The sequence below is a fragment of the Streptomyces sp. NPDC104371 genome, assembly GCF_055583785.1.
In genome coordinates this window covers 221,065-234,837 of the sequence record NZ_JBVJNF010000002.1, presented here as the reverse complement: position 1 = coordinate 234,837, position 13,773 = coordinate 221,065, and the positions used below count along the sequence as shown (strand labels likewise).

The following is a 13,773-nucleotide window of genomic DNA, read 5'->3' as shown; positions in this document are numbered from 1 at the left end:
GCTCACTACGAAGGTGGTGCGGGGGCACCGCGCGTACGTACGGACGGGCCTTACGTACGCGCGGCGCCCCGGGGAACTACTTGGTCGCGCCCGGGTACAGCGGGTGCTTGTCGGCCAGGGCCTTGACCCGGGCCTTCAGCGCCTCGGCGTCGTACGACGGCTTCAGCGCCTCGGCGATGACGTCCGCGACCTCGGTGAAGTCCTCGGCCGTGAAGCCGCGGGTCGCGAGGGCGGGCGTACCGATCCGCAGACCCGACGTCACCATCGGCGGACGCGGGTCGTTCGGGACCGCGTTGCGGTTGACGGTGATGCCGACCTCGTGGAGACGGTCCTCGGCCTGCTGTCCGTCCAGCTCGGAGTCGCGCAGGTCGACCAGGACGAGATGCACGTCCGTGCCGCCGGAGAGGACGTTCACCCCGGCCTCGCGGGCGTCCGGCGCCGTCAGCCGCTCGGCGAGGATCTTCGCTCCTTCGAGGGTACGCCGCTGGCGCTCCTTGAACTCCTCCGAGGCGGCGACCTTGAAGGACACCGCCTTGGCCGCGATCACATGCTCCAGGGGGCCGCCCTGGAAGCCCGGGAAGACGGCCGAGTTCAGCTTCTTCGCGAAGTCCTTGCGCGCCAGGATGATGCCACCGCGCGGACCGCCCAGCGTCTTGTGGGTGGTGGAGGTCACCACGTCCGCGTACGGCACCGGGTTCGGGTGGAGCCCGGCCGCGACCAGGCCCGCGAAGTGCGCCATGTCGACCCACAGGGCGGCCTCGACCTCGTCCGCGATCCGGCGGAACGCGGCGAAGTCCAACTGGCGCGGGTACGCCGACCAGCCCGCGATGATCACCTTCGGGCGGTGCTCCTTGGCCAGCCGCTCGACCTCGGCCATGTCGACCAGACCGGCCTCGTCCACGTGGTAGGCGACCACGTTGAACTGCTTGCCGGAGAAGTTGAGCCGCATCCCGTGCGTCAGATGGCCGCCGTGCGCCAGGTCCAGGCCGAGGATGGTGTCGCCGGGCTGGGCCAGGGCGAACAGCGCGGCCTGGTTGGCGGAGGCGCCCGAGTGGGGCTGCACATTGGCGTACTCGGCGCCGAACAGCTCCTTGACCCGGTCGATCGCGATCTGCTCGGTGACGTCGACGTGCTCACAGCCACCGTAGTAGCGGCGGCCCGGGTAGCCCTCGGCGTACTTGTTGGTGAGGACCGAGCCCTGGGCCTCCATGACCGCGACCGGAGCGAAGTTCTCCGAGGCGATCATCTCGAGGGTGGACTGCTGGCGGTTCAGCTCGGCGTCGATGGCGGCGGCGACGTCCGGGTCGAGCTCGTGCAGGGGCGTGTTCAGAGACGACATGGTCCTACGCCTCCTCAGCCGTTGATCTGGGCGTCGTACTCGTCGGCGGAGAGCAGATCGGCCGGCTCCTCGGCGACGCGGACCTTGAACAGCCAACCGCCCTCGAACGGGGCGGAGTTGACCAGGGCCGGGTCGTCCACCACGTCCTGGTTGATCTCGGTGACCTCGCCGGTGACCGGGCAGTACAGGTCGCTGACCGACTTGGTCGACTCCAGTTCGCCGCAGGTCTCGCCCGCGGTGACCGTGTCACCGACCTCCGGGAGCTGCACGTAGACGACATCGCCGAGCGCGTTGGCCGCGTGCTCCGTGATGCCGACCGTCGAGACGCCGTCCACGGCGGCCGACAGCCACTCGTGCTCCTTGCTGTAACGAAGCTGCTGGGGGTTGCTCATAGCCTGAATTCTCCTGTACGCGGGGGAGTGCTGGTGAACGGGGACCACAGGTGGCGCCGGGTGAGCGGACAGGGCCTCGCCCCGCCCGCCCCGCGCCTACTTCTGACGCCGGTAGAACGGCAGCGCCACGACCTCGTACGGCTCGTCGTTGCCGCGGATGTCCACGCCGACCCCGGACGTGCCCGGCGCCGCGTGCGCGGCGTCGACGTAGGCCATCGCGATCGGCTTGCCCAGCGTGGGGGAGGGGGCGCCGGAGGTGACCTCGCCGACCGTCTCGCCGCCCGCGACGACCGCGTACCCGGCCCGCGGCACGCGCCGGCCCTGCGCGACCAGCCCGACCAGGACGCGCGGCGGGTTCTGCTCCGCGCGGGACGCCGCCTCGCGCAGCGCCTCCCGGCCCACGAAGTCGCCCTCCTTGGCGAACTTCACGACCCGGCCGAGCCCGGCGTCGAACGGCGTCAGCGACGTGGTCAGCTCATGCCCGTACAGCGGCATGCCCGCCTCCAGGCGCAGCGTGTCCCGGCAGGACAGGCCGCAGGGAACGAGGCCCACGGCCGCGCCCGCCTCCGTCAGCGCCTGCCACAGCTTCTCGGCGTCGGACGGCGCCACGAACAGCTCGAAGCCGTCCTCGCCGGTGTACCCGGTGCGCGCGATGAGCGCGGGGACGCCCGCGACCGTGCCCGGCAGACCCGCGTAGTACTTCAGACCGTCCAGGTCGGCGTCCGTCAGGGACTTCAGGATGCCGGAGGACTCGGGGCCCTGGATCGCCAGCAGCGCGTACGCGTCCCGGTCGTCGCGCACCTCGGCGTCGAACCCGGCGGCCCGCTCCACCAGCGCGTCCAGCACGACCTGGGCGTTGGAGGCGTTGGCGACGACCATGTACTCCTGCTCCCGCAGCCGGTACACGATCAGGTCGTCGAGGATGCCGCCGTCCTCCCGGCAGATCATCGTGTAGCGGGCCCGGCCGATCCCCACCGAGGCGAGGTCGCCGACCAGGGCGTAGTTGAGAAGGCGCGCCGCCTCGGGGCCGGTCACGGCGATCTCGCCCATGTGGGAGAGGTCGAAGAGGCCCGCCTTGGTACGGACGGCGACGTGCTCGTCGCGCTCGGAGCCGTACCGCAGCGGCATGTCCCAGCCTGCGAAGTCGGTCATGGTCGCGCCGAGCGAACGATGCAGGGCATCGAGCGCGGTGAGGCGCAGCGGGCTACTGCTCATGGGTGCTGCTCCCAGGGATGTGGGCCCCCGCGCGAGCGCATGCCGTGCGTGGGGGGAGGGCGAGGTCGTTCCTCCCCATCTGTCATCGGGACCTGAGAGGTTCGCCCTGACGGTCGTGCGTCACGGGACGTCCCGAAGGACGTCGCGTACGTCATGGCTTGCACCTTGGGTGGAGCCCCTGGCCGGCGGCTCGCTTTTCAGATGTGCCTCGCCCGCGCGGTATCGGGGCCTGAGAGATTCAAGGGAGGGACTTGCTCCTTCGGCGTCCGGACGCGGATGCGTACCCGGAACTCTCCCGCGCGGATTCAAGCGGCCGGTATGCAGTTGGCGCGCACATCATCGCACGCGCCGCACGATCATGGCAGGGCCGCATCTGTAACCGGGCCGTGGCCGTACGTGCACGAAATCACGAGGCATCGTGCATTACCTTCTCTTTACGCTCAGCGGGGAGGCTCCTGACCCCAGGGGAGGACGATCACGGTGAAGACCGTCATGTCGTACGCGACGACCACGTGTGTCATGGCGCCCGCGCCGCGAGGAGCCACGGCCCGCGACGCCCGCGACGCCCGCGAGCCGCTGCGGGCGGCCCCGGTCCGGGACCTGCGCGCGCGGGCGGGCCGCAGTCCGCGCGGGCTGACCTTCGCCGCCCGCGATGTCGTCGTGGTCACCGGACTGCCCGGCAGCGGCAAGTCCACGCTCATGCGGCGCGCCGTACGGCCGGACGCGCGCGTCGACTCCCAGGACACCCGCGACCGTTGGGACGCGCGTCTGGCCCGCTTCCTGCCGTACACGCTCTACCGCCCACTGGTCCGCCTCTCCCACTACGCCGGGCTGCGCCGCGCGTTACGCGGCGGCGCCGCGGTCGTGGTGCACGACTGCGGGACCCAGGCCTGGGTGCGCGGCTGGCTGGCCCGCGAGGCCCGCCGCCGGGGCGGCACGCTCCGGCTGCTCCTGCTCGACGTCACCCCGGACACGGCCCTGGCGGGCCAGCACGCGCGCGGGCGCGGCGTCTCCCGGTACGCGTTCCTGCGCCACCGCCGCGCCAACCGCCGTCTGCTGCGCGTCGTCGAGCGCGGCGACCTCCCGCGCGACTGCGGTTCGGCGGTCCTGCTCGACCGGGCGGCGGCGGACGCCCTGCACCGCATCGACTTCGCCGCTCATGTTCCCGATGCGCCCGAGGACGGTGGGGCGCCGGGCCGCAGCGGTTAGCCTCTTGCACCGGAAACAGTGGTTTACGGCAGGCGGTAGCAATGGACTTCCCGGCGGACCTTCCCGCGGACTTCCCGGCACAGGCGCACCCCCATCCGCACGGCGGATGGCCGGGCAACGAGGTGGAGGAGGTGCTCTCCGCCTCGCTCGGCGTCCCCTCGGCCGGTGGCCGGATCGTGGAGGTCCTCGGCCGCGGCTTCGTCTGGGTACCCCTGCCGAACGGCGGCGGACCCGACAGCGGCCCCCTCGACCTGCCCACGCTGGAGATCGAGGGCCAGGCCTACGTCCCCGTCTTCAGCTCCGAGGAGCAGTTCCGCCAAGTCGTCGGCGGCCACATCTCGTTCACCGTCGCGCCCGCCGTCGAGTTCGCCCGCGGACTGCCCCCGCAGGTGGGGATCGTGCTCAACCCCGACGGCGTGATCGGGGTGCCGCTGCCGCCCGAGGCGGTGGCCGAGTTGTGCCGCTCCGGGCAGGGCCCGCTGGACGGGCCCGTGACCGGCGGCCGGGTCCGCCTCTTCGAACCCGACTGGCAGGACGACCCGGTGGACTTCCTCGCCGCCGCCTCGGCCGAGTTCGCCGCGACCGGCGTGGTGCGCACCGCCCGCCGCTGCCTGGCCGCGATCGAGACCGACGACCCCGTGATGTTCATCGGCGTCGAACTCACCTCCCCCGAGGCCGAGATGCACAGCCTCCCGCTGGACGCGCTCGGCCGCGCGCTGGGCAAGGTGCCCGTACCGATGGCCGTGAACGTGGTCTTCCTCGACGTGGCCCAGGACCCGGTGGGGGAGTGGCTGCGCGAGCGGGTGCGGCCGTTCTACCAGCACGGCTACTGACGTCCGCCCGCGCCCGGCGCGAGCCGGGGCGCGGGGTTGACGCGTGTCAAGTCGCTGTCAGACAACGGCCGTAACCTGGTTACATGGGCCGGGGGAGACGTACGTCCCCGACGAGGCTTCGGCCCACGGCGGCACCGCGATGGGGCGCATTGCCTCCCGGCAAGGGAGAATGGCCCGGTCGGGGCGGTGCGGCCACAGTCGTGCGCCTCGCGCCGGGGAGATGTGCCGGGGTTGTCAGGTTCGTCATGAAGAGGTGGTAGCAGGTGAGCGCGTCGGGCACGGCCGCGGCCGGTCAGGTCGAGCACATGCTGCGCCAGGTGACACCCGGGCGCTACGACGCCTATGAGGCGCTCCTGCGCGCGCTCGCGACCCCGGCGTCCGGCCAGATCTGGATGCTGCTCTGGCACGGCCAGGCGGGCTCGCCCGACGCGCAGTACGGCACGATGGAGGTCGGCGGGCACGCGTACGCGCCCTGTGTCACCTCCGCCCAGGAACTCTCCGCCAGCGGCTGGAACCGCTCGTACGAGGTCGTCGACGGCCTCGACGTGGCGCGCACGCTCTACCCCGACCACTACGGCCTGTGGCTGAACCCGCATGCGCCGGGCGGCGGCGTCGGCATCCCCTGGCTGGATCTGCGCCGTATCGCCACGGGCCTGGAACGCCAGCCCGCCGGACCCCTGCGGCTCACCGAACCGGCCATCGAGATCCCGCAGTTCTACGCCCTCCTCACGCAGAACGCGCACCGGACGCACGCCGTGCGCTCGCTGCGCCGCGCCTGGGTGCAGCCCACGCTCGGCACCCCGTATCTCGCCATCGGCCTGGACGTGTACGACGCGTCGCCGCCCGCCGTCGACTCGGTGCGCGCGATGATGCAGCAGTCCATCGGCGCCGCCCCCGAGGGGCTGCCCGTCTCGACGGTGGTCATGTCCGACGCGTACGACCCGATCGCGATGTGGCTGCGCGCCCACGCCCGCCCCTTCTACGACCGCGAGGCCCACGCCGCACCGGCACCGGCCCCGGCGGCGGGCGGCTACGGCTACCCGCCGGTACGCGGCGCGTACTGACCCGCCGACCGCCGCGCACCGACCGCCGCCCACCGACGTGGCGCCAACTTCCCTTCTGCGAAGGCGGATCACCCTCACGCCTTCTTCGCGCGTAGATAGCGCCCAATGGTCCACGACTCGCCGTGTGTGTCCCAATTGGCGTGTGTCCGACCCGCGTTACCCCGTGTCCGGATAACGGAACCCCTCAACCTGCATCACGTTTAGGCATCCATTCACGGTCAAGCCTGGCCGTCCGTCGCCACCCCGTTGAAGACTCCCCCTTCATAGGGGCTCGTCCCCTGTGTACGACGGATCGAATCATGCCGCTACGAGCGGCAAGTGCGTGCCGGTCACCGCCGGTTGAGAGGGGCCCTGCCAGATGACGGCACCATTGCACGAACCGGCTGCGGAAGCGGCCCCTAGTGCTGCCGAGGAAGCGGCCGAAGCCGGTACCGGGGCGAAGGCCGTCCAGGGGCGTTCCCTGGGACGGATCGCCTGGGAGCGCCTCAAGCGGGACAAGCTCGCCCTCACCGGTGGCGTCATCGTGCTCGTCCTCATCCTGGTCGCGCTGCTCGCGCCGGTGATCACGAGCCTGGTCGGGCAGGACCCGGACGCCTACCACGAGAACCTGATCGACCCGCTGTTCGGTACGCCCAAGGGCTCGATGGGCGGCATCAGCGGTGAGCACCTGCTGGGCGTCGAGCCGGTCAACGGCCGCGACATCTTCGCCCGCATCGTCTACGGCGCGCAGATCTCCCTGCTCGTGGGCTTCCTGTCCGCCGTGGTCGCCATCATCCTGGGCACGATCCTCGGCATCCTCGCGGGCTTCTTCGGCGGCTGGGTGGACGCGGTCATCAGCCGTGTCATGGACGGCCTGCTCGCCTTCCCGCAGCTCCTGTTCATCATCGCGCTGGTCACCGTCATGCCGAACGAACTTCTCGGCCTCCAGGGCACGGGCGTACGCGTCTTCGTGATGATCCTGGTCATCGGCTTCTTCGGCTGGCCCTACATCGGGCGCGTGGTGCGCGGCCAGACGCTCTCGCTGCGTGAACGCGAGTACGTCGAGGCCGCCCGTTCGCTCGGCGCCGGGCGGTTCTACATCCTCTTCAAGGAACTGCTGCCCAACCTCGTGGCGCCCATCATCGTGTACACGACGATGATGATCCCCACCAACATCCTCACCGAGGCCGCGCTCAGCTTCCTGGGCGTGGGCGTCAAGCCGCCGACGGCTTCCTGGGGACAGATGCTCTCGACCGCGATGGATTACTACGAGGCGGACCCCATGTACATGGTGGTCCCGGGTGTAGCCATCTTCATCACCGTGCTTGCCTTCAACCTCTTCGGTGATGGCGTGCGCGACGCGCTGGACCCCAAGGGCTCCCGCTGAACTGCTGTATTTCCAGCGACCCGTGGCACAACCGCACGGGGTCTCTCATCAATCCGGAGGATCCGAGATCGTGACTACCCAACGCACCTCAGGGCGGCGTAAGCAGGCTGCGGCCGCTGCCGCAGTGGTCGCCGCGCTGCTGACCACCGCGGCGTGCGGCGGAGGCGACGACAGCGACGGTGGCGGTTCGAAGAGCGGCGCGGCCGGCTTCGACGCGGCCAACAACAAGGTCGCCCAGGCCTCGCAGGCCAAGAAGGGCGGCGAGCTGAAGTTCGCGACGGCGCAGGACGCCGACTCGTGGGACACCACGCGTGGTTACTACGGCATGGCGTGGAACTTCATGCGCTACTACAGCCGTCAGCTGGTCACCTACAAGACCGAGCCGGGCGCGGCGGGCGCCACGGTGCAGCCGGACCTCGCCACGGACATGGGCAAGGTCTCGGCCGACAAGAAGACGTACACCTTCACCCTGCGTGACGACATCACCTGGGAGGACGGCAAGCCGATCACCTCCAAGGACGTCAAGTACGGCATCGAGCGCCAGTGGGCGCAGGACGTCCTCTCCGGCGGTCCGGTCTACCTCCGTGACGTGCTCGACCCCAAGGGCAAGTACAAGGGCCCGTACAAGGACTCCGACAAGGAGCACCTGGGCCTCAGCGCGATCGAGACGCCCAACGACAAGACGATCGTCTTCCACCTGCCCGAGGCCAACTCGGACTTCCTGCAGATGATCGCGCTGCCCTCGGCGTCCCCGGTCCGCCAGGACATGGACACCAAGTCGAAGTACGGCCTGCACCCGTTCTCCTCGGGTCCGTACAAGTTCCAGTCCTACGAGCCCGGCAAGTCCATGCTCCTGGTCCGGAACAACAACTGGAAGGCGTCCTCGGACCCGGTCCGCAAGGCGTACCCGGACAAGATCAGCATCAAGTACTTCACCAACGCCAACGACATGGACCAGCGCCTGATCGCGGGCGACTACGACCTGGACCTCAACCAGACCGGTCTGTCGCCGCAGGGCCGCAACGTGGCCCTCAAGCAGCACAAGACCAACCTGGACAACCCGGTCTCCGGCTACATCCGCTACGCGGTCTTCCCGCAGACCGTGAAGCCGTTCGACAACATCCACTGCCGCAACGCCGCCATCTACGGCGCGGACCACGTGTCCCTCCAGACCGCGCGCGGTGGCCCGATCGCCGGTGGTGACATCGGCACCAACATGCTGCCGCCGTCCGTGCCGGGCTCCGAGGGTCAGAAGTACGACCCGTACAAGCTCGCCACCGAGAACAAGAACGGCAACGAGGCCAAGGCCAAGGAAGAGCTGAAGGCCTGCGGCAAGCCGGACGGGTTCGAGACCACCATCGCGGTCCGTAACAACAAGCCGGTCGAGGTGGCCACCGCTCAGTCGCTCCAGGCGTCGCTGAAGAAGGTCGGCATCAAGGCCCAGATCGACCAGTACGACGGCTCGCAGACCCCCGGCACCATCGGTAGCCCCTCGAACGTGAAGAAGAAGGGCTACGGCATCATCATCATGGGCTGGGGCCCGGACTTCCCGTCCGTCCAGGGCTACGGTCTGCCGCTGTGGAACAGCAAGTACATCCTTGACAGCGGTAACAACAACTACGCCATGATCAAGGACAAGGCGATCGACAAGCTGTTCGTCGACTACACCAAGGCCACCGGCGAGTCGCAGCAGGCCGAGATCGCCCAGCAGATCAACCACAAGGTCATGGACGGCGGTTACTACCTGCCGTTCGTCTTCGAGCGCTTCGTTCAGTGGCGTTCGAGCCGGCTGGCGAACGTGTACACGAGCAACGCGTACAACGCTATGTACGACTTCGTCAACCTGGGTCTGAAGAAGTAACCCCGGCACACCCGCCGTACGGCACGAAAGGCAGGTGAAGGCCGGCGCGGCGTGACCGTGGACCGCCGGAAGATCTCCGGCGGTCCGCGGTCCGCAGCGGGCCGTAAGCTGTGCTCGCTTATCTCATCAGGCGGCTGTTCGCCGCCGCAGTGATGCTCGTGGTCATCATCCTGGTGGTCTTCGGCATCTTCTTCCTCATCCCCAAGTGGGCGGGCGTCGACATCGCCACGAGCTTTGTGGGCAAGCAGGCCGACCCGGCCTCCGTCGAGGCGGTGCGACAGAAGCTCGGCCTGGCCGACCCGGTCTACTCCCAGGCCTGGGAGTTCTTCAAGGGCATCTTCGTCGGCCGCACCTACTCGGGCGGTGGCGATGTCACGCACTGCGCCGCGCCGTGCTTCGGCTACTCCTTCCGCAGCGAGCAGGCCGTCTGGCCGGTGCTGACCGACCGCTTCCCGGTGACGCTGGGTCTCGCGCTCGGCGCGGCCGTCCTGTGGCTGGTCTTCGGTGTCGCGGCGGGTGTGCTCTCCGCCCTCAAGCGGGGCAGCCTGTGGGACCGCGGTGCGATGCTCGTCGCCCTCAGCGGCGTCTCGCTCCCCATCTACTTCACCGGCATGCTGGCGCTGACCGTCGTCAGCTTCAAACTGAACTTGCTCGACGCCCAGTTCGTGCCGATCAGCCACAGCTTCACCGGCTGGCTCGGCGGCATGATCCTGCCCTGGATCACCCTGGCCTTCCTCTACGCGGCGATGTACGCGCGGATCACCCGCGCCACCATGATGGAGATCCTCGGCGAGGACTACATCCGCACCGCCCGTGCCAAGGGTCTGCGCGAGCAGGTCGTCATCCGCAAGCACGCCATGCGCTCCACGATGACGCCCATCCTCACGATGCTCGGCATGGACCTCGGCGCGCTGATCGGTGGCGCGATCCTGACCGAGACCACCTTCAACCTGCCCGGCCTGGGCCAGAAGGTGCTCGACGCCATCAAGAACCAGGACCTTCCCTTCATCCTGGGCGTCACCCTGATCACGTCCCTCGCCGTGCTCATCGCCAACCTCGTGGTGGACATTCTGTACGCCGTGATCGACCCCCGAGTGAGGCTCGCATGACCGAACTCAGCAAGAGCGAGGCCGCCGTGGGCGAACCCGCCGCCGCCTCGCCCGCTTCCACCAGCTTCCTCGAAGTACGCGACCTCAAGGTGCACTTCCCGACCGACGACGGCCTGGTCAAGTCCGTCGACGGGCTGAGCTTCCAGCTCGAGAAGGGCAAGACCCTCGGCATCGTGGGCGAGTCGGGCTCCGGCAAGTCGGTCACCTCGCTCGGCATCATGGGCCTGCACACCGCGGGCCAGTACGGCAAGCGCAAGGCGCGGATCTCGGGCGAGATCTGGCTCAAGGGCACGGAGTTGCTCTCCGCCGACCCCGAGCACGTCCGCAAGATGCGTGGCCGCGAGATGGCGATGATCTTCCAGGATCCGCTGTCCGCGCTGCACCCGTACTACACGATCGGCGCCCAGATCGTGGAGGCGTACCGCATCCACCACGACGTCGACAAGAAGACCGCGCGCAAGCGGGCGGTCGAGATGCTCGACCGCGTGGGCATCCCGCAGCCGGACAAGCGGGTGGACAGCTACCCGCACGAGTTCTCCGGCGGTATGCGTCAGCGCGCGATGATCGCGATGTCGCTCGTCAACAACCCCGAACTGCTGATCGCGGACGAGCCGACCACCGCCCTGGACGTCACCGTCCAGGCGCAGATCCTCGACCTGATCCGGGATCTGCAGAAGGAGTTCGGCTCCGCGGTCATCGTCATCACCCACGACCTGGGCGTCGTCGCCGAACTGGCCGACGACATCCTGGTGATGTACGGCGGACGCTGTGTGGAGCGCGGCCCGGCCGACAAGGTGTTCTACGAGCCCCGCCACCCCTACACCTGGGGTCTGCTCGGCTCGATGCCGCGGCTCGACCGCGACCAGCAGGAGCGGCTGATCCCGGTCAAGGGTTCGCCGCCCTCGCTGATCAACATCCCGTCCGGCTGCGCCTTCAACCCGCGCTGCCCGTACGCCGACATCCCCAAGGACAACATCACCCGGACGGTCCGCCCCGAGCTGACCGAGGTCGGCGGCCGGCACTGGGCCGCCTGCCACATGTCGCAGGAGGAGCGGCAGCGGATCTGGGCCGAAGAGATTGCGCCGAAGCTGTGAGCGAGGACAACGTGACCATTCCCGCGCAGAGCGACGGTGCCACCGGCACCGGGGACACCGCCCCGGGCGAGGTCCTGCTGAAGGTGACCGGCCTCCAGAAGCACTTCCCGATCAAGAAGGGGATGCTGCAACGGCAGGTCGGCGCGGTACGCGCGGTCGACGGCATCGACTTCGAGGTCAGGGCCGGTGAGACCCTCGGCGTCGTCGGCGAGTCCGGCTGCGGCAAGTCGACCATGGGCCGGCTGATCACCCGGCTGCTCGAACCGACCGCCGGCACGGTGGAGTTCGAGGGCAAGGACATCACGCACCTCGGTGTCGGCGGCATGCGTCCGCTGCGCCGCGATGTGCAGATGATCTTCCAGGACCCGTACTCGTCGCTGAACCCGCGCCACACCATCGGCACGATCATCGGCGCCCCCTTCAAGCTCCAGGGCGTCACGCCCGAGGGCGGGATCAAGAAGGAGGTCCAGCGGCTGCTGTCGGTCGTGGGCCTCAACCCCGAGCACTACAACCGCTATCCGCACGAGTTCTCCGGCGGCCAGCGTCAGCGCATCGGCATCGCCCGCGCGCTCGCGCTCAAGCCGAAGCTGGTCGTGGCCGACGAGCCGGTCTCCGCGCTGGACGTGTCGATCCAGGCGCAGGTCGTCAACCTGCTGGACGACCTCCAGACCGAGCTGGGCCTGACGTACGTGATCATCGCGCACGACCTCTCGGTCGTCCGGCACGTCTCGGACCGGATCGCGGTGATGTACCTCGGCAAGATCATGGAGCTGGCCGACCGCGACGCGCTGTACAAGACGCCGATGCACCCGTACACCAAGGCGTTGATGTCGGCGGTGCCGATCCCGGACCCGAAGCGGAAGAACGCCAAGAGCGAGCGCATCCTGCTCAAGGGCGACGTCCCCTCGCCGATCGCCCCGCCGAGCGGCTGCCGCTTCCACACCCGGTGCTGGAAGGCCACGGAGATCTGCAAGACGACCGAGCCGCAGCTCAAGGAGTTGAGGCCCGGCCAGCGGGTCGCCTGTCACCACCCGGAGAACTTCGAGGACCAGGCGCCGCAGGACACGGTGCTGCTGTCGGCCGCGAAGGAAGCCGCGGAACTGGTGGCGGACGAGGTCCTGGCGCAGTCGGCGGAGACGTCGGCGGCGGTTGCGGCCGAGGTCGAGGCGGAGGCGGAGGCGTCGGCCGAGGCGGACGCCACGGCCGAGAAGCCTGCCGCGGCCGAGGAGAAGCCTGCCGCATCCGAGAAGTCGGGGAAGCCTGCGAAGTCCGAGAAGAAGCCGGCCGCGTCATCCGAGGCCGCTGAGTCCTCCGAGGACTCCGAGTCTTCCGGCTCGTCCGACTCTTCCGAGTCCTGAACCGGGGTTCTGACTCCCGAAGGAGGCCGTCGCTGCCCGCGGCGGCCTCCTTCGTTTGCCTCCCCACGGGGATCCCCACGGGACCCCTCGCTGGAACCCCCACTGTGTAATCCCGGGCATTCGATCACCGTGCCTTGCTTTGCAAGGTGCACACCATGCGGTAGGTGAGAATGTAAGGGTGCTCCAGCAATTGTTCAGTCCCTCCGTCCAGCACACGCTCGACATCGTCGGAATCTTCGTCTTCGCGATATCCGGCGCGCTGCTGGGCGTCCGCAAGAACTTCGACGTCTTCGGCATCGCCGTGCTCGCCGAAGTCACCGCGCTGGGCGGCGGACTGTTCCGCGATCTGATCATCGGTGCCACCCCGGCCGCCTTCACGGACCTCGGCTACTTCCTGGCCCCCCTGCTCGCCACCGTCCTGGTCTTCTTCCTCCACCCCGAGGTGGAGCGCACCCAGGGCGCCGTCAACGCCTTCGACGCGGCCGGGCTCGGTCTTTTCTGTGTCACCGGCACGACCAAGGCGTACGACTACGGGCTCGGCCTCACCTCGTCCGCCGTCCTCGGCATGGCGACCGCCGTCGGCGGCGGTGTGCTGCGCGACATACTCGCCAACGAGGTGCCCTCGCTGCTGCGCTGGGACCGCGACCTGTACGCGGTGCCCGCGATCGTCGGCGCCGCGATGGTCGCGCTGTGCATCCGCTACGAGGTGCTGACCCCGCTCACCTCCGGGCTCGCGGCCGTCACGGCCTTCGTACTGCGCCTGCTCGCGATGCGCTACCACTGGCGAGCGCCGCGTGCCTGGAACCGTCGTTCCCGGGTGGCGGAGGAGGACCTTCTGTCGCCCGACCCGTCATCTGCCGGGTGAGCCAACCGAAGGCCGTGGGGATCTGCGGTCGCCACACGGCCATGGTGTGCCCGCCCGCGCTGCGCGGG

12 protein-coding genes and 2 riboswitches are annotated in these 13,773 nt (G+C 69.3%); of the genes, 9 read left to right on the top strand and 3 right to left on the bottom strand.

Features of this window, described 5'->3' with window-relative positions; translation table 11 throughout:
- Window positions 1-76: 76 nt before the first annotated feature.
- From glyA to gcvT, 3 genes are all read right to left on the bottom strand, one after another.
- Entirely contained in the window at window positions 77-1,339 is a 1,263-nt protein-coding gene (gene glyA, locus ACZ60T_RS06885; RefSeq protein ID WP_469665016.1) for a serine hydroxymethyltransferase, read from the bottom strand.
- A gap of 14 nt (window positions 1,340-1,353) precedes the next feature.
- A complete protein-coding gene (gene gcvH, locus ACZ60T_RS06880) occupies window positions 1,354-1,731 on the bottom strand; it encodes a glycine cleavage system protein GcvH (RefSeq protein ID WP_365622641.1) in 378 nt (125 codons plus the stop codon).
- A 96-nt stretch (window positions 1,732-1,827) separates the two neighbouring features.
- Entirely contained in the window at window positions 1,828-2,946 is a 1,119-nt protein-coding gene (gcvT, locus tag ACZ60T_RS06875) for a glycine cleavage system aminomethyltransferase GcvT (RefSeq protein WP_365622643.1), read from the bottom strand.
- 69 nt (window positions 2,947-3,015) lie between these two features.
- Window positions 3,016-3,153, bottom strand: a riboswitch (glycine riboswitch).
- Window positions 3,154-3,254, bottom strand: a riboswitch (glycine riboswitch).
- A gap of 166 nt (window positions 3,255-3,420) precedes the next feature.
- Here gcvT and ACZ60T_RS06870 point away from each other — a divergent pair.
- The 9 genes from ACZ60T_RS06870 to ACZ60T_RS06830 all read left to right on the top strand — a co-directional run bounded on the left by ACZ60T_RS06870 (window position 3,421) and on the right by ACZ60T_RS06830 (window position 13,705).
- A complete protein-coding gene (locus ACZ60T_RS06870; RefSeq protein ID WP_469665538.1) occupies window positions 3,421-4,155 on the top strand; it encodes an AAA family ATPase in 735 nt (244 codons plus the stop codon).
- Between the two features lie 41 nt (window positions 4,156-4,196).
- Entirely contained in the window at window positions 4,197-4,988 is a 792-nt protein-coding gene (locus ACZ60T_RS06865; protein ID WP_469665013.1) for an enhanced serine sensitivity protein SseB, read from the top strand.
- A gap of 263 nt (window positions 4,989-5,251) precedes the next feature.
- Entirely contained in the window at window positions 5,252-6,052 is an 801-nt protein-coding gene (locus ACZ60T_RS06860; protein ID WP_469665011.1) for an enhanced serine sensitivity protein SseB C-terminal domain-containing protein, read from the top strand.
- 358 nt (window positions 6,053-6,410) lie between these two features.
- Window positions 6,411-7,418 carry an ABC transporter permease gene (locus ACZ60T_RS06855; RefSeq protein ID WP_365622649.1) on the top strand — a complete coding sequence of 336 codons (1,008 nt, stop codon included), beginning with the start codon at window positions 6,411-6,413 and terminating at the stop codon, window positions 7,416-7,418.
- A 70-nt stretch (window positions 7,419-7,488) separates the two neighbouring features.
- A complete protein-coding gene (locus ACZ60T_RS06850) occupies window positions 7,489-9,279 on the top strand; it encodes an ABC transporter substrate-binding protein (RefSeq protein ID WP_469665009.1) in 1,791 nt (596 codons plus the stop codon).
- 110 nt (window positions 9,280-9,389) lie between these two features.
- The gene (locus ACZ60T_RS06845) at window positions 9,390-10,388 is read left to right on the top strand and encodes an ABC transporter permease (RefSeq protein ID WP_469665007.1); all 999 of its coding nucleotides are present in this window, start codon (window positions 9,390-9,392) and stop codon (window positions 10,386-10,388) included.
- Entirely contained in the window at window positions 10,385-11,482 is a 1,098-nt protein-coding gene (locus tag ACZ60T_RS06840) for an ABC transporter ATP-binding protein (RefSeq protein ID WP_365622656.1), read from the top strand. The genes ACZ60T_RS06845 and ACZ60T_RS06840 overlap by 4 nt, the downstream gene beginning before the upstream one ends.
- Window positions 11,483-11,493: 11 nt before the next feature.
- Window positions 11,494-12,840 carry an ABC transporter ATP-binding protein gene (locus ACZ60T_RS06835; RefSeq protein WP_469665005.1) on the top strand — a complete coding sequence of 449 codons (1,347 nt, stop codon included), beginning with the start codon at window positions 11,494-11,496 and terminating at the stop codon, window positions 12,838-12,840.
- Between the two features lie 178 nt (window positions 12,841-13,018).
- Window positions 13,019-13,705, top strand: a complete 687-nt coding sequence (locus tag ACZ60T_RS06830; RefSeq protein ID WP_365622660.1) for a trimeric intracellular cation channel family protein — start codon at window positions 13,019-13,021, stop codon at window positions 13,703-13,705.
- The last annotated feature ends 68 nt before the right edge of the window (window positions 13,706-13,773 follow it).

Bases quoted from the DNA above. Each gene is read 5' to 3' on its own strand.
- ACZ60T_RS06855 (WP_365622649.1), top strand. From the start codon at position 6,411: ATGACGGCACCATTGCACGAACCGGCTGCGGAAGCGGCCCCTAGTGCT.
- gcvH (WP_365622641.1), bottom strand. From the start codon at position 1,731: ATGAGCAACCCCCAGCAGCTTCGTTACAGCAAGGAGCACGAGTGGCTG.
- ACZ60T_RS06865 (WP_469665013.1), top strand. From the start codon at position 4,197: ATGGACTTCCCGGCGGACCTTCCCGCGGACTTCCCGGCACAGGCGCAC.
- glyA (WP_469665016.1), bottom strand. From the start codon at position 1,339: ATGTCGTCTCTGAACACGCCCCTGCACGAGCTCGACCCGGACGTCGCC.
- ACZ60T_RS06840 (WP_365622656.1), top strand. From the start codon at position 10,385: ATGACCGAACTCAGCAAGAGCGAGGCCGCCGTGGGCGAACCCGCCGCC.
- gcvT (WP_365622643.1), bottom strand. From the start codon at position 2,946: ATGAGCAGTAGCCCGCTGCGCCTCACCGCGCTCGATGCCCTGCATCGT.